The sequence below is a fragment of the Treponema saccharophilum DSM 2985 genome, assembly GCF_000255555.1.
Lineage (GTDB): Bacteria > Spirochaetota > Spirochaetia > Treponematales > Treponemataceae > Treponema_D > Treponema_D saccharophilum.
This window is the reverse complement of sequence record NZ_AGRW01000037.1, coordinates 15,072-38,385: the sequence shown is the minus strand read 5'-3', so window position 1 is coordinate 38,385 and position 23,314 is coordinate 15,072. Positions and strand designations below refer to the sequence as shown.

The window sequence follows — 23,314 nt, the reverse complement described above, 5'->3', positions numbered from 1 at the left end:
CCGGGACAAAAGCGACATCTCAGCCGAGAACGGAGCCGACGAAATTCCGCGCGCCGTTCATGAACGACTTGTAATCCATCGCCTTTTTCTTTTCCCACTGAAGCTCCGACGCCACGAGAACGGAGCCGTCGCCGCACGCAATCTCGATTCCGACATTCTTCCTGTACGGCAGGACGGTTCCGGGAATGACGACATCGCGTATATCGGCCGTCGTCATCTCGGAAACGCGCGCGCGGAGGACGAGCAGCTTGACGCCGCCGCATTCCGTGAAGCACGACGGCCACGGCGTGAACGCGCGGATTCTGCGCTCGATTTCCTGCGCGGACATCTTCCAGTCGATAAGGCCGTCCTCCTTTTTTAGGAACGGCGTGTAGCTCGACTCGCCCGACTGCGCCTTCGCCTCCGGAAGGGAGAATTCATCCCCGGACGACGAGGCGCGGAGGATTTCTGAAAGAAGCGACGAGCCGGTATCGGTGACGCGGCTTTTCTTCCCGTACTCCTCGCCCGAGCCGTCCATCAGGGAAAGCGTCGTCTCCGTCCCGTCGAGCGGAATATCCGCGAACGAGAGAATGTCGCCCTCGTCGATTCCCTGCGCTATTTTCTGGACGCTCACGCCGAGGGAACTGTCCCCGCCGAGAATCGCGGCCGGAACGGGCGTGCATCCGCGGTATTTCGGAAGCGCGGACGGATGGAGATTGATGCCGCCAAGAGGAAACAGCGCGAGAAATTTCGGCCCGAAAATCCGCCCGTAATCGAAGGAGACGAGCACATCGGCTTTCAGCGCCGCAGCAGCCTCGCGCGCGTCTGCCATCAGATGGTCGAACGCGAGCACGGGAATGCCGAACCCTTCCGCCGCAAGGGCGACATCGGTCGGGACGAGCTCGCTTTTCCGCCCTTTCGCGCTCGGCGGATTCGTCAGCACGCCGACGATTTCCCAATTCGCGCCCGCCGATTCCCTCACGAGGTTCGACAGAACCATCGCAGAGGCAAGCGGGCTTCCAGCGTAAAGAACCCGGAGTTTTCTCATTTGCCCTTCTTCGCTTCCTTCGCGGCGATTTTTGCCGCAATCGAGGCGGCTTTCCGTTCCTTCGCGGCGGCTTTGGCGGCCGCCTTCTCCAGCCTTTTCTGCATTTTCGCCGTAACGTCCGACGCGAACGACGGGTCGCCGCGGTCGATGTACACGATTCCGTCGAGATGGTCGTTCTCGTGCTGGATTATCCGCGCGAGAAGCCCCTCCGCCTCAAGTGTGAACGGCTTTCCCTTCTCGTCCAGCGCCTGAACGGTGACCTTCGCGGGCCTTCTTATATTCTCGTTGAACCCCGGAAGAGAAAGGCATCCCTCCTCGTAATCGCACATCTCCGCGCTCGTCGAGACAATCTGCGGATTGATGAAAACGCGCTTCACGTCGTCGTCGGACATCACCACGAAAAACCGTTTCGATATTCCGACCTGCGGGGCAGCAAGCCCGACTCCGTTTGCCTCAATCATCGTCTCGAACATATCTTCAAAAAGCGCGCGCATCGTGTCGTCAATCTCGGACGGCTCGACAGCCGCGCACTTTTTCCTCAAAACTTCTTCACCCAACTTGTAAATCTTCATCGTCATGATTCGGAAAATGTAGCATAAATCGAAAAATGATTGAATGGCGCTTGCGCTTGCAGACCTGCGCGCGTTCTAAGTTCGGCTGTATCGGAGCAAGCGTGCGACGGTGCGCGGAGCGCACCTTCCGTACCCGGCTGGGCGGGGGCATGAAACGAAAAGGGCTTTCCGGATTTGCGGAAAGCCCTGCATCAAGCGCGATTATGCTCGCGAAAATGTCTGGTTATTTTCTTTTCAAGGTCACTTCGAGATTCTCAAATTCATCGGACAAGTCCAGAGTGAATTCTCCGTTCGCTATTGTCACTTCGTCCGTCGTTTTTGTCGCGACGTCAACGAGTTTTTCCTGCTCGTCGTCGTATTCCTTCGTCGCGGTACATCTTACCGTGCCGTCTTTTGTGGCGTCTCCGGTATATGTTCCGATTTCTATGGTGCCGTCGATTGTTGCCGTTGCGGCTGACTCGCCGGTTGCCACGGCGGTTGCGTTCATGTCGATTTTATACTCTTTGTTGTTGTAGAAGCTTGCGCGGACGGTGCAGGTGCAGATAACGCCGTCAGAATCCTGCGCGGAACCTGTTCCGACGTACTCCGCGACGCATTTAAGCGACTCTTCCTCGTCATCGGCGCAGGAAGCGAGACCGAAAGACAATGCCGCGAACGCAAACGCACCAAAAAGAATTTTTTTAACTGATTTCATTCGAAATCCTCCTTGAAAGTAGGTTATGGGTGTTAATATATACTCTACAAAAAAAAAGTAAACAAAATAATTCTGCTTTCACAATGAGGATGATGGTTCAGGGAAAAAAATGTGCACCTCCCAAAAATGCCTTCATCATTCGGGGGTGCACGCCATCAGACCTGTTCTGAAACTGAGTTTTCCGAACAGGTTCATTTTATGAAAAAGCGCTTTTATTTTCCGAGCCTGATTCTTGCGGCGCGGGCGTGTGCCGCCAAGCCCTCTGCGTCGCCGAGGATGCCGGAGAATTCCGCGCTCGCTCTTGCGCCGTCGCTTCCGGAAATCGCGCGGAGCGTCGTGACGGTTTTGAGGAACATCCGCACGGAAAGTCCGCCCGTAAAACGCGCGCTGCCGCTTGTGGGAAGCGTGTGGTTCAGTCCGGCAGCGTAATCGCCGAACACCTCCGCGCTTTCGTGACCGAGAAAAAGCGAGCCGTAGTTCCTGCAGAGGGACGCGATTCTGTCGCGCGCCTCGCCTTCGTCCATCGCAAGCTCAAGGTGCTCGGGCGCTTTTCTGTTCGCCGCCTCCGCCGCCTGCTCAAGCGTCTCGCAGATTATAATCTTTCCGCAATTCGCGACGCTTTGTTCGGCGGTTCCGCGCGTCTCAAGCGTCGAAAGCTGTTTTTCGATTTCGCGGGCTGTTTTTTCGGCAATCTCGCGGCTCGTCGTCGCCATCACAGGCTGAGCCACGACGTCGTGCTCCGCCTGCGCAAGTAAATCGGCGGCAAGCCACTCGGGATTTGCGGAATCGTCCGCGATGATGAAAACTTCGGTAGGTCCGGCAACCATGTCGATGCCGACCGTCCCGTAGACGAGCTTCTTCGCCTCGGCAACGAATTTGTTTCCCGGCCCGACGATGACATCGACGCGCGGAACAGATTCCGTCCCGAACGCCATCGCGCCAACAGCCTGGCTTCCGCCACACGCGAACGCCTTCGTCACCCCGCAAATGTACGCAGCCGCCATTATGTTCCCGTCGGCATACGGTTTTCCTCCGACAAACGGATTTCCCGGAACGCCCCTGCCCGTTTTCTCCGCCTCCGCCCTGTCATCGGGATGAACGCGCGGAGGCGTGCAGAGGATTATCTCGCCGACGCCGGCAGCTTCAGCGGGCGTCGCCGTCATCACGACCGTAGAGACGAGGGGAAAGCGGCCAGCGGGAACGTACAGTCCCGCACGGGAAACGGCAATCGTTTTCTGCCCGGTAAAAACGCCCGGCTCAAGCTCGACCTCGAAATCGTCGAAGCTCTCGCGCTGTCTTTTTGCGAACCTGAGCGCAAGGTCGTGGCTGTATGAAATCGCGTCGTAAAGCTTCGGGTTTTCCTTCCGGAGCCTGTCCGCCTCAAACGCGAGCTCCGAGCGCGGAATCTCGAACGAGCGGGGGCTCGACACGTCGAATTTCGCGCCGTACTCGCGCAGCGCCGCGTCCCCGCGCTTCTGAACGTCAACGAGCACGTCCTTGACGATATCTATCGAGCCGCCGAAATCCCTTCCCGAGAAAAACGAATCGGGCACGTCCTTGTAGTTCACAATTTCTATCATCTCTTCATCCTTTCGTTCCCGCGATGCGGGCGCGACAGACAAAAAGTACCACAAATCGGCACAACTTTCAGCGGGAATCGCCGCCCGAAAAAGGAATCTCGATGCGGATTCTCGCGCCACGGGGGGCGACGTTCTCCGCGGATATGCTCCCGCCGAGCGCCCCGATTATGACGCGCGCGATGCTCAAGCCAAGCCCGCTTCCCCCGTCAGCCCTGTTGTGCGCCTTGTCGCCCCGGAAAAAACGCTCGAACACGTGCGGAAGGACATCGCCGGAAAATCCGGGGCCGTCATCGTCGGCAAAAACGACGACGGAAGAACAGCAGCGCTCGGCTTTCAGCGAAACGGCGCATTCTTCGCCGGCATAGCGGACTGAATTCGACACGACGACGGTAAGAACCTGATGGAGCAGCTCGAAGTCGCTTCTCACGGCGCACTCCTCCCCCGCGGAAATGTCGAACGACACGAGCGGCGCGATATGGGCGAATTCGTCGCGGATTCTCGAAAAAAGCGGGAGGAATTCGACGCGCTCCGATTTCGGCGTTATCCGTCCGTTCTCGATTCTCGAAATCTGCAGCAGGTTCGCTATTATCGATTCCATCGACTTCGCCTCCTTCCGTATGGAAAGAAGCGATTTCTCAAGCTGCCCCGCATCGTCCTTGCCCCACCGCAGAAGCAGGTTCGCCTGCCCGAGGACGACGGCGACGGGCGTCTTCAGCTCGTGGGAGACATCGCTCGTGAACTGCCGCTCGCGCTCGAAATCCGCGTTGAGCCGGGAAAAAAGGCTGTTGAACGCGGACGCAAGCTCGTCGATTTCGTCGCCCGTCCCGGAAAGGGAGAGCTGCGTGTCAAGGCTGGAGCTGGATATCTTCGATGCCGCGCGCGTAATCCGCACGACGGGCTTCATCGTGTTCTTCGTTATGAGAAGCGAAATCAGGAACGAGAAAATGAGGATGGGCGACGTCACAAGAAGCGCAGCGCGGAAAATCGCCGACGCGAACCGCTCCGCATCTTCTCGCTCTATGTCGCGGGACGTCTGGATGACAAGCGTTTTCCCGTCTATCTCGACCTTCTTCGAAAAATACCTGATGCTCAGATTCCCGTCGATAAAGAAATTGCGCTGAAAATGGTGCCGAATCTTCCCGTTCGTTTCCTCAAGGACAGGAAGGAGCGGGTCGTTCGTGCTCAAGACGAGCCCGTCCGCAGTGCTGACGACGAACGAAATGTAATAGGGAATAACATTCTTCGGCGGCGGCGGAAATTCCTCGCGCGGATTCGGGCTTTCCGTCCGGCGCCGAGCGCGCGGCAAATCGATTTCGCCCATCGCCCGCCTGACAATCATCCGCTCAATAGTACCGGCAGCATCGACAAGCTCGGAATTCTGCCGCGCGATGCTGAACGACTGCACGACGCCGACAAACGCGACGGAAAGGACGAGGATTGCGACGGAAAGGACGAGGAAAAACCTGAACGCGAGCCGTACGGCGACAGTGCTGAAGAACCGCCCCATACGCGACTATTCCTCCTGAAATTTGTATCCAAGGCCGCGGACGGTGACGATGTAGCCGCTTCCGATTTTTGAGCGGAGGTAGCCGACATAGACGTCGACCGTGTTCATGTCGATGTAATGGTTCTTTCCCCAAATCGCGTCGATTATCTCGTCTCGGCTCATCACTTTGCCCGGGTTCTCCATAAAATTCTTGAGCATGAAGAATTCCGTCTTCGACAAGCTGAGCGACTCGCCGCCTACGGTCACGCCCATCGAATTCATGTTCATCTCGATGTCGCGTATCCGTATGACAGCCGGCTTCAGGGGCGCATCCATCCTGCGGAAAATCGCGTTCATCCTCGCCAGAAGCTCCTCAATCTCGAACGGCTTGGCGATGTAGTCGTCCGCCCCGGAATTCAGCCCGTTTATTTTGTCGATTGTCTCGCCGCGCGCCGTCTCAAGAATAATCGGAACGGAAGATTTCGCGCGGATTTTCCGGAGAACCTCAAGTCCGTTGATTTCCGGAAGCATGACGTCGAGCAGAATCATGTCGGGCGATTCCTTCTCGAACAGCTCGATTCCCTCGCGCCCCGTCCGCGCGACGACCGTCTCGAACCCGTCGTGCCGCAGCTCCGCCTCAACGAAATCGGAGATTCCTCCGTCATCCTCAACAATCAGTATTTTTCGCATAATTGCCTCCTGCAAGAAAATCGCCCAGATTCGGAACTGGTTACCTTAAAATGCGATGTTCAATTTTGAACTCGTCTACCCGAGCGACAACGAAATCATCGAACAGATCCAGTCATTTTGCGCACGCCATGACGACAGGGAAAACAGGATTTCCGCCCCAGAACGGATATATTTCCCCGAGCTCCACCGTGCCGATGCCGCCGCAGGGAATAACGACGCGGACCGTCATTCCGTTTCTGCTGAACGATACGTCGGCATTCCGCGGAACGGACGCGCCGTCCATCCTCATCGACTCCACCGCGACGCTCGAAGGCTCCACGGGACGGCTGAACACGACGTGAACGACCGTCTCCCCGCCTTTTTCCTCGCATGACGAGCGCACCACGGAAAAACCGCCGCGGTCAGGAATCCGCCTTCCGCCGACAGCCCCGCACGAAAGCGGAGGACGCGCCTGAGCCTCCCCGCTGGAAGACAGCCCAAAAATGGAAACCGCAAAAAAAGCGGCAGCGACAAGAACAATCCGCCTCATGTACATCCCCCAGTTACGGAAAACCGGTTCCCGCGACTTTTTTATTCTAGCGGAAAAGAAACGTTTTATCCCCTGAATTCACGGGGCATTGAGAAAACGCTTATCGATGTCTCAATGCTCTTTTATAAAAGCGCACATCCCGCACGCTATTATGTAATCCGTCCGGAATCGGAATCCGGGAGTTCAGAACATATCCCGTTACCGATTTCCGGCACTGTCTGTTCTTAATCATATAAGCGGACGGGGTGATTCCCGTTCAAGGAGAAAAAATGACAAAGACGACAAAGACGGTCGCGGCCTTCACCATGGCAGCGCTTCTTTCCGGAGTGGCATTCGCGCAGGAAAAAAAATCCGACGACAAGGGAAAGGCTTATTTTCCCGCACCGGACTTCCGCGAAAGGAAAATGCCGCACATGATGAACGGAATGTGGGCAGCAAACACGGACAGCTCGCTCATCATCGGAAAAATCAAATCCATCGACAACGACAGTGGAAAGATAAAAGTGACGAACGCCGACGGAAAGGACATCGACATCCTCGCCACGCCGTTCACGCGGATAGTTCTTGAGCCGACGAAGGAAGAGCGCGACAAGATGCGCGAGGAGATGCGCGAGCTCCGCATGAACGCGAAATCCGACAAAACCGACTCCGAAGCTGAATTCGCGAAAGCCCGCAAAATGGAGCCGCCCGCGACGAAGACGGTCGCAGACCTCAAAAAGGGAACGTGGATTGTCGTTTCCTCGTTCAACACCGACACAAAAGCGCGCGTCGCGCAGATGATATTCGCAAAAACGGCTGAATAATCTCCCCCCCCAAAAAAAACGGAAACGCCCCGCCTGACAAAATCCGGCGGGGCGTTTCCGTTGAAGGCGCATCGGAATGCGCTGCTATTTTTCCTTGTGGCGGCGGTCAAGCTCGTCGTAAACGTTCTTCCAGCTGACGCCTTCCTTGTACATGAGAACGCTGACAAAATAAAGAAGGTCGGCAGCCTCCCAGACAACTTCCTCCTTCGATTCGGCGTCGTCGGTAAGCTCCTCCGCCTCCTCCATCACCTTCTCGCGGACTCGCTTGTCGTCGAGCGTGGCGGTGTAGCTGCCCGGGCGCGGGTTGGCGAACCGCTCGGATATGACGTCGTACAGGCGCTCCATCGACGATTTTGCGTCGGGGGCGGCGGAGAAGCACGTCCAGCTTCCGGTGTGGCACGTCGGCCCGTTGGGAATGACGGTCGCAAGAACGGTATCGCGGTCGCAGTCTGCGCGAAGGCGGACGATTTCGAGGAAATTCCCGCTTGTCTCGCCCTTCGTCCAGAGTTTGTTCCTCGTGCGGCTGAAGAACGTGAGCTTTCCGGTGTCGAACGATTTCTCCATCGCCTCGCGGTTCGCGTATCCCATCATAAGAACCTCGCCGGCAGTCGACTGCGCTATCACGGGAACCATGCCGCCGACCTTCTCCCAGTCGAGGCAGCCGATGAACGAATCGCGGAGGGATACGGCGCCCGTATAAAGCGCCATCCCGAGCTGGACGTCGCAGCCCATTTTCTCAAGCTCCACAATCTGCTCGAGCGAATTCACTCCGCCGGCAACAACGACGCGGCATTTTACGGCATCGCGGAGCGCGCGGCACGACTCCATGTCGGTTCCCTGCATGCAGCCTTCTTTCTCGACGCAGGTGAAAAGAAGCTCCGAGCAATATTTCTCGGCGGCCTTTGCGCCCTCGACGAGCGGAATGTCAACAGTCTCCGTCCATCCTTTGACAGCAATTTTTCCGTGAATCGCATCGACGCTTATGATGATGCGCTGCTTTCCGATTGCGGCGACAAGCTCGTCGAGGAACGCGGTGTTGAGCAGCCCGTTCTCGCCGGGATTCTCGTTCCACGCCGCGCTTCCGACAATCACTTTTTCCGCGCCGAGGGAAATGAGCTCGCGCGCCTTCTTCACGTCGCGGATTCCGCCGCCGACGCGGACGTTCCCCTTGCGGAGGAGGGATTTCAGAAGCGGCGTGTTCGCGGTGTTTCCCTTCGCGTCCGTGTTCCTGAGCGCCTGATCCAAGTCGATTGCGGCGACTTCCCCGTATTTATCGAATTCGGAAATGAGAGAATCAGCATCGTCGCGCTGAAGCACCAAATCCTTTCCGTTCTTGAGCTGGACAACGTGTCCGCCCTTCATGTCAATTGAAGCGATAACCATAATGAAGCGAATTATACAGAAAAACGAATCTTTTTGGGATTGGATTGCCCTTTTAGCCGAAAAATCCCGAACGCAAAAAAAGCCCGCAGCACCGGGGTTACGGTAGTGCTGCGGGCACACGGCGCACGCGTTGTTTTTCGCGTGTTTACCATTTACTTATCGGAGCGTGCGCACGCAACTCCCGCTAAGCGGGAGTGCGCCTTGATGAGCGCACGGGGCAAAGCGTGGTTTTCCTCGCGTTTGCCGTTTGATTGGAGCGTGCGCACGCAGTTCCCGCTAAGCGGGAGTGCGCCTTGATGGGACGCACGGGGCAAAGCGGGGTTTTCCTCGCGTTTGCCGTTTTCTTATTGGAGCGTGCGCACGCAGCTACCGCTAAGCGGGAGTGCGCCTTGATGAGCGCACGGGGCAAAGCGTTTTTTCCTCGCGTTTGCCGTTTGATTGGAGCGTGCGCACGCAACTCCCGCTAAGCGGGAGTGCGCCTTGATGAGCGCACGGGGCAAAGCGTTTTTTCCTCGCGTTTGCCGTTTGATTGGAGCGTGCGGGAACGAGATATGTCCCGCGCGTTTATCGGCTGCGGCTTTTTGCTTCGGGAACTTAGTCCTGGAGCGCATCGAAGCCGGACTCGCCTGTTCTGACTTTCACGACATTCTCTACACCGCTTACGAAAATCTTTCCGTCGCCGATGTGGCCTGTGCAGAGCGCGCTCCTTGCAGCCTCGACGACTTTCTCGACGGGAACAGCCGACACGACGACATCGACACGGACTTTCGGGACAAGTGTGACGTCGACGGGAATTCCACGGTAGAATTCGCTCGCGCCTTTCTGGACGCCGCATCCCATGACCTCGCTGACTGTCATTCCCGTCACGCCGATGGAGTTGAGCGCCTTCTTGAGCGTGTCGAACTTGCTCCGCCGCGTGATTATGACAACCTTCCGCATCGGAATCGTCTCGCCGACGGTGCTTTCCTTCGCGACGGGCTGGACGATGTGGAGGTCGACGTGGTTCTCCCGCGCCTCCTCAATCTCGTCCTCGCTGTATGAAATCGCGAAGCCCGCATAGCTTGAGTCGAGACCGTGCTCAAGCTTGTCGAGTCCGACAATCTCCTCCTCCGCGGAAACGCGAAGCCCCACGGTTTTCTTGAGGATGAGGAACACAATCGTAATCGTAACGACCGTCCAGATTGCCGTGATTCCCATTCCGCCGAGCTGCTTTCCGAGCTGGGAAAGACCGCCGCCGTAAAAAAGCCCCTCGCTAATTCCGGCAACGGAGAATCCCGGGGCGCTTTTCGTCGCGAAAAGACCAACGGCGATTGTTCCCCAAATTCCGTTCATCATGTGGACGCCGACCGCGCCGACTGGGTCATCGATGTGGAGAACGTTGTCGAGAAGGCGGATGCCGAATATGACGAGGACCCCCGCCACAAGACCGATTATCGCGGCTCCCGCGCAATCAGTCACATCACACGGAGCGGTAATCGCGACGAGACCTGCAAGCGCCGCGTTCAGGCACATAGAAACATCGGGTTTTCCGTAGCGCACCCACGTGAAAATCATCGCGACGACAGTTGCGACAGCGGGAGCGACCGTCGTCGTGAGGAAGACCGAGCCGAGAGTCGCCAAATCAGTCGCCGCGGCACCGTTGAATCCGTACCAGCCGAACCAGAGGATGAAGCATCCGAGCGCGCCCATCGCGATGTTCGAGCCGGGGAACGCGCGCACGCTGACGACGCGCCCTGTTTCATCGCGGCTGAATTTTCCGAGGCGCGGGCCGAGCATCCACGCGCCGACGAGGGCGCAGATTCCGCCGACCATGTGTATGCAGTTCGAACCTGCGTAATCGTGGAATCCCCACTGCGCGAGGAATCCGCCTCCCCACACCCAGTGCGCCTCAATCGGGTAGATGATTCCCGAGATAATCGCCGAATAAAGGCAGTATGTCGAGAATTTCGTCCGTTCCGCCATCGCGCCCGAAACGATTGTCGCAGTCGTGGCGCAGAAAACGAGGTTGAAGACGAAGTTCGAGTAATCGAAGCTCGCGTATCCGGAGAAAACGCCGAATCCAGGCTTTCCTAAAAACGACCAGATTCCGCGGGAAACCTCTCCCGTCGCGGGGTCGGTATAGCTGAGCATGAAAGAAGAACCGATGAGGAACCACATCACCGTTCCGATGCAGAAGTCCATAAGGTTCTTCATTATGATGTTGCCTGTATTTTTCGCGCGGGTGAATCCAGCCTCCACCATCGCGAATCCCGCCTGCATCCAGAACACGAGCGCGGCGCCAATCAGGAACCACGCTCCCCAAATCTCCCCGTGAAGAGAAGAGACGATTTCCGAAACGTCCATAAAAACCTCCGCATCTATCGCCCGCAGCAAAAAACGCAAACGGACAAAAAAAAGCGCGCACCGACTTCCGCAACCAGGAAGACGATGCACGCCGTTGTGCAAAAAAAATATGCAATGGCAGCGACCGGAACACGATGTTTCCGGGCACGCCGTTTTTCGGATTTTCCGGAAAGCCGATTCCCAAAAAATCCTAAAGAAACAAATGCTCCGCCGCAAAAAAGCGAATGCCGTTCCAGCGGCGGAAGGTCAAAATCCGCGAGAAGGAACAGATTCCGCTCAGACGCGGAACACGAGGTCCTCGTAGCAGGGGAACGGCTTGAACTCATCCCCGAGCAGCGGCTCGATTTCGTCGGCAAGCGCGCGTGTCTCCGCCATGACCGGAATCACGCTGTCAACGTATGCGCGCGCGACTGCCATGACGTCGCCGCACGCCTTTGCGGCAAGATGCTTCGAGCAGAGTTCCTCGGCTTTTGCCGCGAGCGAATCGACAAGCCCGTCGAGTTTGGTGAGGAGCGCAATCTCCGCCTGAGCCTTCGCGCCGGGAACGACCGCCTTCAAGTCGGCGACCGTCTTGGAAACCGCGGAAATGTATTTGTAGCACGCTGGAAGAATGTCCTTCGACACCATTTCGAGCATGACCTGAACTTCGATGTTCAGAACCTGGGCGTATTTCTCGAGTTTCGTCTCGTAATGCGCTTCCATCTCCTCCTTCGTGTAGACGCCCATCTCCGTGTAGAGGCGGACGTTCTTCTCGTCGAGGTAATGGGCGACGGCATCGGGCGTCGTCTTCAGCTCAAGCAGCCCGCGACGGTGCGCCTCTGCCTTCCATGCGTCGTCGTATCCGTTTCCGTTGAAAACGATTCTCCAGTGAGCCTTGACCTCGCGCGAGATGAGCGCGTTGAGCGCGCTCTCAAAATCGGAAGCCTTCTCAAGCTCGTCCGCGAATTCCTTGAGGGAATATGCGACGATTGAGTTGAGCGCCGTGTTCGGGCCGGCAATCGAAAGCGCGGAGCCGCACGAGCGGAACTCGAATTTGTTTCCGGTGAACGCGAACGGGGACGTTCTGTTCCTGTCCGTCGAATCTTTCGGAATCGGCGGGAGTACGTCGACACCGATTGCCATCTTCTCAAGCTTGTTCGAATCGTAGGGCTTGTCGGCGTAAATCGCGTCGAGAACCTTGTAAAGCTCGTCGCCGAGGTAGACGCTGATTATCGCGGGCGGAGCCTCGTTCGCCCCGAGGCGGTGGTCGTTTCCTGCCGACGCGACGGAAATGCGGAGCAAATCCTGGTTCTCATCGACAGCCTTGAGTATCGCCGTGAGGAAAAGGAGGAACTGCGCGTTCGATTCGGGAGTCTTTCCAGGCTCAAGGAGGTTCTCGCCGTCGTTCGTCGAAATCGACCAGTTGTTGTGCTTTCCGGAACCGTTCATTCCCGCGAACGGCTTCTCATGAAGAAGGCATTCAAGACCGTGCCGTTTGGCGACTTTCTTCATGACTTCCATCGTAAGCTGGTTCTGGTCTACGGCGAGGTTCGTCGTGGAGAAAATAGGCGCCATCTCGTGCTGCGCGGGCGCGACCTCGTTGTGCTCGGTCTTGCTCGGAATGCCGTATTTCCAAAGCGTCTCGTTCAAATCTTCCATATATTTGACGATTCTCGGATTGAGAGCCGCAAAATACTGGTCGTCCATTTCCTGGCCCTTCGACGGTTTCGCGCCGAAAAGCGTGCGTCCCGTCATGCGCAAATCCTTGCGCTGCGCCCACAAATCGTGGTCGACGATGAAATATTCCTGCTCGGAACCGACCGTCGTGGAAACGTGCGTCACGTTCGTCTTTCCGAAAAGCCGGAGCACGCGCAGGGCCTGCTCGTTGATTGCCTCCATAGAGCGGAGAAGCGGCGTCTTCTTGTCGAGCGCCTCGCCCGTGTACGAGCAGAACGCCGTCGGAATGCAGAGCGTGTGTTCCTTGATGAACGGATATGAGGTCGGATCCCAGACAGTGTATCCGCGCGCCTCAAACGTCGCACGGTGGCCGCCCGACGGGAAAGACGAAGCGTCCGGCTCGCCCTTGACGAGTTCCTTTCCGCTGAACGTCATTATCACAGTTCCGTCTTCCTGGGGATTTATGAACGAATCGTGCTTCTCAGCTGTTACGCCAGTGAGCGGCTGGAACCAGTGCGCAAAATGCGTCGCGCCATTCTCTATTGCCCATTCCTTCATCGCATGCGCCACGACGTTCGCGACATCGAGCTGCAACGGAGCGCCGTCGTCGAGCGTCTTCTTCAGAGCCTTGAAAGTCTCCTTCGGCAGCCGGTCTTTCATAGCCTTCTGGTTGAAGACTTTGCTTCCGAACAATTCAGGAACATTCGTCATGTTCAGTACCCCCAAAAAAATCTTTCTGAAACAAAAAAAGGCGATGTACGAACCCTTCTCTTTCTGAAAAGGATTTGTACATCGCCTTTGATGTATGCGGAGAATCTACCGCTTTTCAAAAAAACATTCAAGCGCTTTTTCCCCGGGATTTTTATCAGAGGATTTCATCGGAAAACATAACCCCGCACCTTCCCGCCGATTTCATCTTGTACAGCGCGATGTCCGCATTGCTGAACAGCCTTCCGCCCGCTCCGTTTTTGGAGAACGCGGCGCCGACGCTGACGGAAAACGGCACGGGGCAATCCGCGCTCGCGACGAGAAGCTCGGCGTTTATATCGTCGATTTTCTCGCGCACAGCCTTTATCGCGGAACCGATTCCGTCCGGCGAATCGGGAATTTCCGTCAGGAGAACGGCAAATTCGTCGCCGCCGTAGCGCACCGGATAATCGCCGTCCCTAAAATAGCGCGTCATCATATCGGCAAGCCGCTTAAGCGCGGCATCGCCCATCTCGTGCCCGTGCATGTCGTTTATCTTCTTGAACTTGTCCACATCGAGGAGAAGAAGCCCCACAATCTCGCCGGAACCGCAGTGCTCCTTCACGAGCGACTCGAACGCGCCCCTGTTCAGTATGCCAGTCAAAGAATCGTGCTCCGCCTCGAATTTCAGCTTTGCCTTCGCGGCGTTGTTCGAGAGGAACATCCTGTTGTAGACGGCGGCAAGATAGCGGAATTCGACGGCGCCCGCCAGCTCGATTTCCGTCTGCTCCCTGATGCATTTCATGAAGACCATTATCGGGCGGAGGATGAGCTTTTCGATAAGGATGAACGCGGACAGGACGAGCGCAAGCATTATCGCGACGAACACGCCCTGCTTCAGAAGCGAGTCGCGGAAATCGCGCCAGCTCGCATCGTGCAGGCGCTTGTACCTGTCCAAAATCCGCATCATCGCCATCTCGAGGCGGCTCATAATCCGTTCCTTCTCGTTCGCGTAATGCTCGTCAAAAACAAGTTTGTAGGCAAGAGCGAGCTTCTCTTTTTCAGGAAGGGAAACCTCCTCTGCGGGAATGACGAACGCCGCGACCTCGGCAGGATATTCCGACTCAGGGATTCCCGCGGAAATAGCCGCGAGCTTCATCGCGTGGACTTCGTATATTATCAGGTCGTTCGAATTCCCCAGCGCGGCGGCAAGCAGGCCGACGGAATCCTCAAGCTCGGAGCCGACGCATTCCATTATGTCGCCGAGGGAGTTCTCCCTGTTCTTCCGCTCATTCACCTCGTCGAAATACCCTTTCATGAACCGGATATTCTTCGTCACGACGAACTGCCGCGCGGAATCGGTCAGAAAATCGGACGCCTTCCCGATTCTGCGCACGTCATCCTGCAGCCGGACGTAATTCTCCACATCCTGGCTCATCTTGAGGAAGCTGCGCGCGACGAAAAACAGCCAGACAACCGTGCATGAGGTCATGCACAGCGCACCGATGAGCAATCCTATGCTGAGCGAACGAATTTTTACCTTCATTCCGTATCCCTGCTGTTTCCCGCGCACAAAAAAATCAGCTTTGTCAGACAGATTTCTTCAGCCGCTCAATCTCCTCGTGCTGGACATCGAACCTGCGCATAACCTCGTCGATGACAGCCTGCTTCGGATCGGGATGGTCTGCCGGAAGCGTTTCGAGGAAATCCTTCCTGAACGATTTGCAGTCGAGGACAGGGGAAGCCGTTATTATCTGCACCGCGGGGTCAACGATATCGGCGAGCATGTCGTTCGGATGCTCCATGTCGATGGAAAGGCAGCTTCCGTTTATCGTCACGAGAATCATAACGTCGAACATCCTGAGATACGAGTCGATTTCCTTCAGGCCGCGCTTCGTCTCGGGATGACCGGGCCGGTAGCGCGTTCCGCTCGGGAACACGAGGATAACCTCGCCCTTGCGCTTGCATTCGTCCATCGCCCGCATCGCCGCAAGGTTTATAGAGCGCGCCTTCTTTTCCTCGGCAATCCGCTCCTCCTCGCTCTGCGCGTTCTCCTCGTTCTTCGTGAGCGAGCGCGTCGGATAGATGACGACGCGCGTGAACCCTTCCGCGAACGCGCGCACCATGGGGTCGTCCTCGTTGAGCTTCATTCCCGCGATCGCGACGATTCTGTCCGCAAGGTCGCGCCCCTCTTCCCCGAGGTCGTGCTGAAGCAGATAGATGAGCGCGGGAAGGTCGGTGTTCGAGTAATGCTCCATCAAAATCAGCGCCTTTTTTCCCGCCTTCACCGCATCGAGAAACGCGCGGAAATTCTCCTTTCCTTCAAGGCGGCTTCCCTCCGCCATATTCTCCCCGACGAGCACGTCCATCAACGCCTTCGTCTTGGGGTTCGCCTTCTGGTAGACGTTCGTAGCGTCGATTTTTGCCGCAGCCACCGAAAATTCGCCGAGCTGCTTGAACCAGTCGCCGTATTTCTCCCGGATTGAAACGCCCATTTATCATCTCCTTCTCTGATTGTCCCCGCATCTTTGCGGAAAAAATATCCTCGTATTGTAATTTTCCCTCGTTGTTTTTTCAATGCGTTTGCTTTGGCTTTCAGCGTTCTCAGTTCGGCTTGACGGGAGCAAACGTTCGCCGGTCGCATTGCGCAACTCCCCCCGAACTCACCACGGAGGTACGCGCACCAGCGCGTGCCGGCGCACGCTTGCTCCGACGATGCCGATTTTGGAACGAAAGACGGGCTGCAAACACCCAAAAGGTTCGTGTTGCGAAAATCCAATCAGCACTCCCCAGAACTCACCACGGAGGTACGCGCACCCGCGCGTGCCGGCGCACGCGTGCTCCGACGATGCCGAATTTGGAATGAAAGACGGGACTGCAAACACCCAAAAGGTTCGTGTTGCGAAAAATCAAATCAGCGCTCCCCAGAACTCACCACGGAGGTACGCGCACCAGCGCGTGCCGGCGCACGCTTGCTCCGACGATGCCGAATTCGGAACGAAAGACAGGGTTGCAAACACCCAAAAGGTTCGTGTTGCGAAAAATCTAATCAGCATGCCCCAGAACTCACCACGGAGGTACGCGCACCCGCGCGTGCCGGCGCACGCTTGCTCCGACGATGCCGATTTTAGAACGCAAGGCGGCTTGCAAGCGCGCATTTTTTTCGCTTTATCAAAGATTCCGTTGTATAATAGGCGAGTTCGGTCACGGATGAAGTGATGACGAACGCAACTGAAAGCAGACATCTTTATCAGGAGGAGTGCAAATGGTCATTTCAATCGGAACATATGTAACCTTGAGGACGGAAAAAATCGTCGCCCTCGTCGGATTCGGAAACGCGAGCGTGGAAATCGTCATGAATCCGGTATCAATCTGCTTTGATTTCGGGGACGAATCCGAACAGCAGAATTTCCTCGAGCTGCTCAAAGTCGCCATGACGGCGGAAGGCGAGCAGGCGAAAATCATCGCGGACGGACTGAAAAACATCCCGTACAAGAATTTCAGCAGCTACAGCAACAGAAGCTCCGACTCACGCCTCAGGGACATCGCCACCGACATCGCCACATCGAAATAGCGTTCCGGAACGCCTTCTGTGACTTCAATCACAGAAAAAAATCCGCATACCGTTCATAATGCGCGGAAAACGGGGGTTCCGCACGGAATCCCGGAACATCAAGCGAAAAGGAGCAGCATATGGAAATCACAATCACAAACGACAACTTCGAGAACGAGGTTCTGAAATCTGACAAGCCCGTCCTCGTGGACTTTTGGGCTCCGTGGTGCGGCCCGTGCAAAATGATGGGTCCCGTCGTCGCGGCAATCGCGGAGGAAAACGAGGGAAAAATCAAGGTCGGAAAATGCGACGTCGACGAGAACGGCGAGCTTGCGCAGCAGTTCGGCATAATGAACATCCCGTGCTTCATCCTCTTCAAGAACGGAAAGGAAGCCGCGCGCGCAATCGGCGGAAAGGCGAAGGAAGACCTTGCGGCGTTCGCGCTCCAGTAATCAACGGTTTCTTCTATAGAAAAGCGATGTCCTTCAACGGACATCGCTTTTTTTGTCCGCCCAGAAAAAACGCATCAAGATGTTTTTCAGGGCGCTGGGAAAATTAAGCCTCATTACGGGAAAGCCTTATTTTTCGCATGGCGCGTGAACTGAATAATCAAAAATAAACAATGTTTTTTACTTTTCATATGTTGTATATTCTTCAAAAAGAAAAAGGAATCCGCATTTTTGACGCGGATTTTGGGAGGAATCATAATGAAAAGAATTATCGCGGCATTTTCGCTCGCAATTCTTTCTTTCGCAGCATTCGCAGGCGGAACGCTCAAGGCTGACGACTGCGCGGCGGGCGACATAGCGGCAGGAAAAAAAGTAGTCGTGAAAGGCTTCACGCTGACGGCACCGGACAAAGGTCTCAAAGTAGAAGATAAATCGGCGTCGCCGATAAAGAACGGAGACGTGTCTTACGCGAAAAGAATCAAGATGAACGGCGCTGACGGTTTCGTCGAATTCAGCGCGAAGGCCGGTGAGAAAATCTCCGTCGTGGCGACAAGCACTTCGAAGGACAAAGCCCGCGAAATCATCATAACGGACAACAAGAACAAGAAGCTTTCGCGCATGGAGGCGCCCGCATGGAACATGGAGACGCCGCTGTTCACTGAGGGGACGTTCGACGTTCCGGAAGACGGGATTTACCGCGTGAAGGGTTTCGGCGGCGGCGTATACATCTTCGAGCTTTCCGTAAACTAATGCTGCCCGCGGATTTCGGATTCGGAGCAGTTTTTATGGGGAAAGCCTGAATGGCGCACCTGACCCGGGAATGGAGGGAACGCGGAGAACAAAGCGCCCCGCGTTTTCCCGGGTTTTCTTTTGTCCCTGTCCGTAAAAACGGTCGATTTATTTTTTGCCATGCCGAGCAGCTTTCGCAAAAAATCAGGCATTCACCGGAAATCCGGACAGCGCGTTCTTTTTATGCGTCCCAACGTTTTTTTCCGGCGATTGCGGAACGTTTTCCGTTCCCGGCATGAAAAAAGAGCGGAATGACATAAAATGATAAATATTTTATATTGAGACGCCCTGAAACGGCTTTCCGCACGGAATATCCGCGCTTCAGGACGGAGATATCACAAAAACACATCAAAACAAGAGGTTTTCAGATGAAAAGAGTCACTCTTTCAATCGCGGCCGTTTCTTTGGCAGCTTTCACAATGACAGGCGTCCTTTCCTGCAACAAGAAGGACAACGCACCGGCGCAGGCAGCGTCACAGCCGGCCGCTGAGGCTCCGAAGCCCGCAGCGCAGGAGGCTCCCGCAGCAGAGGCCAGCAACAACGCCCTCATCGACAGGGTCATCGACGGAATCTTCCTCAACGCGAACGACCTTGAGCAGGGCGTAATCAGCACGACAGTCCTCGACGAGGCTTCCGGCTTCACGCTCAACGCGACGGAGGAGAAAGTCATGGAAGTGAAGAAGTGCGACGCGCGCACCGTCGGCTCGGACCTCTTCACGCAGGCGATTTCGACGAAAGGCTCCGGAAAAGTCGACTACAGGAACATCTCGTTCCCCGCGAAGGCAGGCGACTCCATCATCGTCTACGTGACAAGCTCGTCAAAGACCGACTCGCGCCCGCTCCACGTCGTCAACGTGGCGTCTGGCGAGGAAATCGGAACGGTGGACATGATGCCCGACAACGGAAAGGACGTCACCGTCGAGGAAGTCAAGGTCGCCGAGGACGGAACATACTGCGTTTACGCGACGAGCGGAACCGGCTACATCTACCAGATAAAAGTCGGAAAGTAAAATTCCCGCGGGCGGGGAACGACGCTAAATAACTGTATTTGCGCGTTATTTATCATTGTTCCCCCACCACAGTTCAACTAGAATCCGAAGACGTGGAGCCGGAACGGTTCCGCGTCTTTTTTTTAACGACACACGTTTAAAAACGAGGGAGCAGCAATGAGAAAATCATTCATTACGCTGGGAATGTCGGTCGCGATGGCGTTTTTTGCCGCGCACGGCATTTCAGCGCAGAACAGGAAATCATGGGCGGATGTCCCCGCTCCTGTCATCACCGGCGTCACGCAGACGGGGCCGAACGAGCTTACCGTCAATTTCAGCGCGGTAACGGGAAACGACGGAGCGGATTCAGGAAACGTATTGATGAAATCGGACACGGGCGCGTCGGGAAAAGTCGCGTTCGGAAGGACGAGGAAAGCCGAGAAGACGGCTCCGTTCGAGATGAAGAAATCGGGCAGATACACGTTCGCGGTCAGCATGGAGCGCAAGGGCGAGCAGGCAAAAACAGGCGAGCCGTTCGCGTTCGACTACAAGCTGCCGCTCGGTACGCCGGTTGTCTCACTCCTCAACGTGGGAAATTCGACTGTCCGCGTCTCGTGGGATTCCGTTCCCGAGGCTGACGGCTACGTCGTCTCGTATTCGATAGGCGGAAAGAAGACGTCGCTCGAAAAGACAGAGAAGACGGAGGCGGACGTCCGGCTCAGCGCGGGAGACGTCGCGCACTTCACCGTCGCGGCGACGCGCGGAAGCGAATCGAGCGAGTCGAAGGCGCAGAAGAAGACGGTGCGCGCCGACGCCGAAAGAATCTGGACGTTCACGGAATTCGGGACATCGACGAAAAACACGCGCAACACGATGGAGATGCTCGATTCCGACGACCTGCGTTTCAGGCTGAATTCCTGCATCGTCGGAAAGGACGGCTCGATTGTCGAGAAGGGCGGAAAATTCGAGTCGTTCTTCGACGGGCTTTCGTTCTACTACACGGAAATCGACCCGTTCAAGGAGAACTGGGAGCTTACCGCGACAGTCACGGTCGATTACCAGAACCCGATGCCGGACGGACAGGAAGGATTCGGGCTTATCGCGATGGACAAGCTCGGAACCGACGGGGAGCCGATGGTCGTGGCGTACACGAATTCGGCGGGAATCATCTCAAAGAAATTCACGACGCACGTAAACGGCGCGAAAAAGGAAATAAAGAACGGTCTCGGCGCGCGCTTCGTCACGGGACTGACGGACGAGGTAATCCAGCTCGGCGACGCGGGAATCTCCAAGCTCGGCAAATCCGAGCAGATGGCGTTCAGCTACGACCAGGCGAGCGACGCAATCAAGACGGGCGACGTCTACCGCATCACGCTCAAGAAAGACAACACGGGCTACCACGCCATCTACAAGCGCGAGATTGCATCCGAGGACACGGTCGAGGAGTACATCATGTACGACCCCGACAACTCGAAGCTCACGCAGCTCGACAAGGAGAAAGTGTACGTCGGTTTTGCGGTGGCGCGCGGCGTCAACGCGACGTTCAGCGACATCTCGTTCAGCGTCACCGACCCCAAAAAGGACCCGCCCGCTGTCGAGGAGCCGCCGGTGCTCGTCCCGCTCAAGACGCTCATCGACTGCCCGACGGCGTGGTACGACGCGAACTATCCGTTCGTGTTCAACGCAAACGCGAAGGGAACGATAACGATAACGACGACGAAAGGCGCCGTCCTCGTGAAGGACGCTCCCGTCGAGGCGGAAAAAGACTACAAGACGACGCTCAAGCTTCCGAGCGCGAAGGGAATCAACGACCTCCTCGTCACGTTCGACCCGGAGGACGGATGGCAGCCCGAGCCGAAGCACGTCATCGCGCAGTACAACCGCGAGCTGAAAATCTACGAGAAGGACTACAAATCCGTAACGTACGGGCACTCGATAATCACGAACACATTCGCGGGCAAAACGCTCTTCGTCTCGGCTGAGGGAAGCGCGTTCGGCGACGGAAGCCGCGAAAAACCGCTCGACATCCGCTCGGCAATCAACTACTGCAAGCCGGGACAGGAAATCGTCCTCCTCGGCGACAGGATTTTCATGAGCGAGCCGATTCAGATTGAGCGCGGGAACGACGGAACGCAATCGAAAAGGAAAGTCCTCCGCGCCGACGACGGAAAGCGCACAATCCTCGACTTCCAGGGCGCGAAGATGACGGTCTCCGCGATAAACCTCTACGGAAGCTGGTGGGACATAAAGAACATCGACATCACGCACACGCCCGACGACGTGAAGGGTCTCCAGATTGCCGGCCACCACAACCGCATCCTCATGGTCGACGCATACGAGAACGGCGACACGGGAATCCAGATTTCCGGGCGCTCAAGCGAGAAATTCGACAAATGGCCGAGCTACAACCTCATCTACGGCTGCGAGTCGTTCGGAAACGCGGACCCGGCGCAGAACAACGCGGACGGATTCGCGGCTAAGCTAACCGTCGGCGAGGGCAACGTGTTCAGGAACTGCGTCTCGCACCACAACGTCGATGACGGCTGGGATTTGTACGCGAAAGTCGAGTCGGGACCAATCGGCGCGACGCTCCTCGACAACTGCATCACCTACGCGAACGGAACGAAGCTCGACGGAAGCGGACAGGGCGACGGAAACGGATTCAAGATGGGCGGCGACGGAATCAACGTCCCGCACGTCCTCCGGAACTCGATTTCGTGGGGCAACGGCGTGAACGGAATCACGTGCAACTCGAACCCGGGGCTCCAGCTTGAGAACGTCACGTCATACGGAAACGGAAAGTACAACATCGCGCTTTACGGAAAGGGAAAGGCGCAGGCGTACCCGAGAACGTTCCGCACGAAGGGAATCATCTCGCTCGACGGAGGAGATTCCGACGACATCGCGGAAGTCAAGGAATTCAACCCCGAGCAGATTTCCGACAGCACCTACTTCAACGGGACGAACGCATCGAAATCGTCCATCACGTCGGCTGTCTTCGAAAGCGTGGACGTCGCGAAGTACAAGGCGGGATTCAACGCGGACAAGTCATTCAACAGGATTCCGAGAAGCGCCGACGGCGTGTTCGACCTCGGAAGCCTCTTCAGGAAGACCGCAAGCGCACCGAAAGACGCGGGCGCCGACTACAACTCGACGAAGTTCAGCACCAACAGCTATGAGGGCGTCTCGGGCAACGCTGGCGCATCGTCAGCAGGGCTTCCCGCGAAGCCGATGATTCTCGTCGCGCTCGTCATGCTCGTCTGCGTGGCGGCAATCGCAATCGCGAACAAGTGCAGGAGAAAGTAGAAAAAACGTCGTAAAACGGCAAAGCGGCCGTCCGGAAAGGGCAGCCGCTTTTTTTATGCGCGGACACGAATCGACGGGTGTGCTACAATCGGCGCATGAGAGAAATATGCTTCAAATGCCTGAGGCCGAAGGACACGTGCTTCTGCCGTTTTCTTGCTCCGTTCGACCCGGGCGTCAAATTCGTCTTCCTGATGCACCCGAAGGAAGCGAAGCGGCAGCGCACGGGAACGGGGCGAATCGCGCACGCGGGACTGATTGACTCGGAGATAATCGTCGGCATCGACTTCACGAAAAACGCGCGGCTCAACGAGCTGTTGGGCGACCCGCGCTATTATCCGGTGCTGCTCTACCCCGGCGACGACGCATGGACCGCAAAAACGGAAGGGTTCAAGGACGAAATCGGAAACAGGAAACTGCTCGCGATAATAATCGACTCGACGTGGTTCTGCTCGAAGAAGATGCTGCGGTTCAGCCCGAACATCACGTCGCTCCCGAAGCTTTCGTTTTCCGGCGGCTACGAATCGATTTTCACGTTCAAGCGGGAGCCGAAGCCGGAATACATCTCGACGATTGAGTCGTGCTACTACCTCATCAAGGAGCTCCAGTCCGCCGGCATCGTCCCGCAAACGGACTGCGAATGCCTGATGACGGCGTTCAAGGAAATGATAAAATTCCAGATTCAGAAGGAAAACGACAGAATCGAGGGCAAGATTCCGAACACGCACGCGACCGACTTCAAGTACACGCGCCTGAAGGAAATGCCGAAATTCTAGTTTTG

Annotated in this window: 19 protein-coding genes; 7 read left to right on the top strand and 12 right to left on the bottom strand. The window is 56.5% G+C overall.

Features of this window, described 5'->3' with window-relative positions; genetic code table 11:
* Window positions 1–19: 19 nt before the first annotated feature.
* From fmt to TRESADRAFT_RS03390, 7 genes are all read right to left on the bottom strand, one after another.
* A complete protein-coding gene (fmt, locus tag TRESADRAFT_RS03420; protein WP_002702896.1) occupies window positions 20–1,027 on the bottom strand; it encodes a methionyl-tRNA formyltransferase in 1,008 nt (335 codons plus the stop codon).
* Window positions 1,024–1,605 carry a peptide deformylase gene (def, locus tag TRESADRAFT_RS03415; protein ID WP_002702894.1) on the bottom strand — a complete coding sequence of 194 codons (582 nt, stop codon included), beginning with the start codon at window positions 1,603–1,605 and terminating at the stop codon, window positions 1,024–1,026. Before def ends, fmt begins: the two co-directional genes overlap by 4 nt.
* A 217-nt stretch (window positions 1,606–1,822) precedes the next feature.
* A complete protein-coding gene (locus tag TRESADRAFT_RS03410; RefSeq protein WP_002702891.1) occupies window positions 1,823–2,293 on the bottom strand; it encodes a hypothetical protein in 471 nt (156 codons plus the stop codon).
* 212 nt (window positions 2,294–2,505) lie between these two features.
* A complete protein-coding gene (hisD, locus tag TRESADRAFT_RS03405; protein ID WP_002702889.1) occupies window positions 2,506–3,873 on the bottom strand; it encodes a histidinol dehydrogenase in 1,368 nt (455 codons plus the stop codon).
* A gap of 67 nt (window positions 3,874–3,940) precedes the next feature.
* Complete coding sequence (locus TRESADRAFT_RS03400; protein WP_002702887.1) at window positions 3,941–5,380, bottom strand: sensor histidine kinase; 1,440 nt, start codon at window positions 5,378–5,380, stop codon at window positions 3,941–3,943.
* Window positions 5,381–5,386: 6 nt separating this feature from the next.
* A complete protein-coding gene (locus tag TRESADRAFT_RS03395) occupies window positions 5,387–6,049 on the bottom strand; it encodes a response regulator transcription factor (protein WP_002702885.1) in 663 nt (220 codons plus the stop codon).
* A gap of 112 nt (window positions 6,050–6,161) precedes the next feature.
* Window positions 6,162–6,578, bottom strand: coding sequence for a hypothetical protein (locus tag TRESADRAFT_RS03390; protein WP_002702883.1), 417 nt, complete (start codon window positions 6,576–6,578; stop codon window positions 6,162–6,164).
* Between the two features lie 269 nt (window positions 6,579–6,847).
* Here TRESADRAFT_RS03390 and TRESADRAFT_RS03385 point away from each other — a divergent pair, with 269 nt between their 5' ends.
* On the top strand, window positions 6,848–7,381 hold the full coding sequence (locus TRESADRAFT_RS03385) for a hypothetical protein (protein WP_002702881.1): 534 nt from the start codon (window positions 6,848–6,850) through the stop codon (window positions 7,379–7,381).
* A gap of 84 nt (window positions 7,382–7,465) precedes the next feature.
* On the opposite strand, the gene hisIE is transcribed toward TRESADRAFT_RS03385, so the two are convergent.
* The 5 genes from hisIE to TRESADRAFT_RS03360 form a co-directional block, all read right to left on the bottom strand.
* The gene (hisIE, locus tag TRESADRAFT_RS03380; RefSeq protein WP_002702879.1) at window positions 7,466–8,764 is read right to left on the bottom strand and encodes a bifunctional phosphoribosyl-AMP cyclohydrolase/phosphoribosyl-ATP diphosphatase HisIE; all 1,299 of its coding nucleotides are present in this window, start codon (window positions 8,762–8,764) and stop codon (window positions 7,466–7,468) included.
* 594 nt (window positions 8,765–9,358) lie between these two features.
* Entirely contained in the window at window positions 9,359–11,107 is a 1,749-nt protein-coding gene (locus TRESADRAFT_RS16675; protein ID WP_002702877.1) for an ammonium transporter, read from the bottom strand.
* Window positions 11,108–11,383: 276 nt separating this feature from the next.
* Entirely contained in the window at window positions 11,384–13,474 is a 2,091-nt protein-coding gene (locus tag TRESADRAFT_RS03370; protein ID WP_002702875.1) for a glutamine synthetase III family protein, read from the bottom strand.
* 154 nt (window positions 13,475–13,628) lie between these two features.
* The gene (locus TRESADRAFT_RS14915) at window positions 13,629–14,996 is read right to left on the bottom strand and encodes a GGDEF domain-containing protein (RefSeq protein WP_002702874.1); all 1,368 of its coding nucleotides are present in this window, start codon (window positions 14,994–14,996) and stop codon (window positions 13,629–13,631) included.
* Window positions 14,997–15,039: 43 nt separating this feature from the next.
* Window positions 15,040–15,945, bottom strand: coding sequence for a 1-acyl-sn-glycerol-3-phosphate acyltransferase (locus TRESADRAFT_RS03360; RefSeq protein WP_002702872.1), 906 nt, complete (start codon window positions 15,943–15,945; stop codon window positions 15,040–15,042).
* Window positions 15,946–16,715: 770 nt separating this feature from the next.
* Here TRESADRAFT_RS03360 and TRESADRAFT_RS03350 point away from each other — a divergent pair.
* From TRESADRAFT_RS03350 to TRESADRAFT_RS03325, 6 genes are all read left to right on the top strand, one after another.
* Window positions 16,716–17,024, top strand: a complete 309-nt coding sequence (locus TRESADRAFT_RS03350) for a hypothetical protein (protein WP_002702869.1) — start codon at window positions 16,716–16,718, stop codon at window positions 17,022–17,024.
* 119 nt (window positions 17,025–17,143) lie between these two features.
* Complete coding sequence (gene trxA, locus TRESADRAFT_RS03345) at window positions 17,144–17,455, top strand: thioredoxin (protein WP_002702867.1); 312 nt, start codon at window positions 17,144–17,146, stop codon at window positions 17,453–17,455.
* 255 nt (window positions 17,456–17,710) lie between these two features.
* On the top strand, window positions 17,711–18,202 hold the full coding sequence (locus tag TRESADRAFT_RS03340; protein WP_002702865.1) for a hypothetical protein: 492 nt from the start codon (window positions 17,711–17,713) through the stop codon (window positions 18,200–18,202).
* Window positions 18,203–18,609: 407 nt separating this feature from the next.
* The gene (locus TRESADRAFT_RS16410) at window positions 18,610–19,251 is read left to right on the top strand and encodes a hypothetical protein (RefSeq protein ID WP_002702864.1); all 642 of its coding nucleotides are present in this window, start codon (window positions 18,610–18,612) and stop codon (window positions 19,249–19,251) included.
* 156 nt (window positions 19,252–19,407) lie between these two features.
* Window positions 19,408–22,536, top strand: a complete 3,129-nt coding sequence (locus TRESADRAFT_RS03330; protein WP_002702862.1) for a right-handed parallel beta-helix repeat-containing protein — start codon at window positions 19,408–19,410, stop codon at window positions 22,534–22,536.
* Window positions 22,537–22,631: 95 nt separating this feature from the next.
* Entirely contained in the window at window positions 22,632–23,309 is a 678-nt protein-coding gene (locus TRESADRAFT_RS03325) for a tRNA-uridine aminocarboxypropyltransferase (RefSeq protein ID WP_002702860.1), read from the top strand.
* Window positions 23,310–23,314: the final 5 nt, after the last annotated feature.

Excerpts from the sequence above, each read along its gene's own strand:
- fmt (WP_002702896.1), bottom strand. The coding sequence starts at position 1,027 with ATGAGAAAACTCCGGGTTCTTTACGCTGGAAGCCCGCTTGCCTCTGCG.
- def (WP_002702894.1), bottom strand. The coding sequence starts at position 1,605 with ATGACGATGAAGATTTACAAGTTGGGTGAAGAAGTTTTGAGGAAAAAG.
- TRESADRAFT_RS03410 (WP_002702891.1), bottom strand. The coding sequence starts at position 2,293 with ATGAAATCAGTTAAAAAAATTCTTTTTGGTGCGTTTGCGTTCGCGGCA.
- hisD (WP_002702889.1), bottom strand. The coding sequence starts at position 3,873 with ATGATAGAAATTGTGAACTACAAGGACGTGCCCGATTCGTTTTTCTCG.
- TRESADRAFT_RS03400 (WP_002702887.1), bottom strand. The coding sequence starts at position 5,380 with ATGGGGCGGTTCTTCAGCACTGTCGCCGTACGGCTCGCGTTCAGGTTT.
- TRESADRAFT_RS03395 (WP_002702885.1), bottom strand. The coding sequence starts at position 6,049 with ATGCGAAAAATACTGATTGTTGAGGATGACGGAGGAATCTCCGATTTC.
- TRESADRAFT_RS03390 (WP_002702883.1), bottom strand. The coding sequence starts at position 6,578 with ATGAGGCGGATTGTTCTTGTCGCTGCCGCTTTTTTTGCGGTTTCCATT.
- TRESADRAFT_RS03385 (WP_002702881.1), top strand. The coding sequence starts at position 6,848 with ATGACAAAGACGACAAAGACGGTCGCGGCCTTCACCATGGCAGCGCTT.
- hisIE (WP_002702879.1), bottom strand. The coding sequence starts at position 8,764 with ATGGTTATCGCTTCAATTGACATGAAGGGCGGACACGTTGTCCAGCTC.
- TRESADRAFT_RS16675 (WP_002702877.1), bottom strand. The coding sequence starts at position 11,107 with ATGGACGTTTCGGAAATCGTCTCTTCTCTTCACGGGGAGATTTGGGGA.
- TRESADRAFT_RS03370 (WP_002702875.1), bottom strand. The coding sequence starts at position 13,474 with ATGACGAATGTTCCTGAATTGTTCGGAAGCAAAGTCTTCAACCAGAAG.
- TRESADRAFT_RS14915 (WP_002702874.1), bottom strand. The coding sequence starts at position 14,996 with ATGAAGGTAAAAATTCGTTCGCTCAGCATAGGATTGCTCATCGGTGCG.
- TRESADRAFT_RS03360 (WP_002702872.1), bottom strand. The coding sequence starts at position 15,945 with ATGGGCGTTTCAATCCGGGAGAAATACGGCGACTGGTTCAAGCAGCTC.
- TRESADRAFT_RS03350 (WP_002702869.1), top strand. The coding sequence starts at position 16,716 with ATGGTCATTTCAATCGGAACATATGTAACCTTGAGGACGGAAAAAATC.
- trxA (WP_002702867.1), top strand. The coding sequence starts at position 17,144 with ATGGAAATCACAATCACAAACGACAACTTCGAGAACGAGGTTCTGAAA.
- TRESADRAFT_RS03340 (WP_002702865.1), top strand. The coding sequence starts at position 17,711 with ATGAAAAGAATTATCGCGGCATTTTCGCTCGCAATTCTTTCTTTCGCA.
- TRESADRAFT_RS16410 (WP_002702864.1), top strand. The coding sequence starts at position 18,610 with ATGAAAAGAGTCACTCTTTCAATCGCGGCCGTTTCTTTGGCAGCTTTC.
- TRESADRAFT_RS03330 (WP_002702862.1), top strand. The coding sequence starts at position 19,408 with ATGAGAAAATCATTCATTACGCTGGGAATGTCGGTCGCGATGGCGTTT.
- TRESADRAFT_RS03325 (WP_002702860.1), top strand. The coding sequence starts at position 22,632 with ATGAGAGAAATATGCTTCAAATGCCTGAGGCCGAAGGACACGTGCTTC.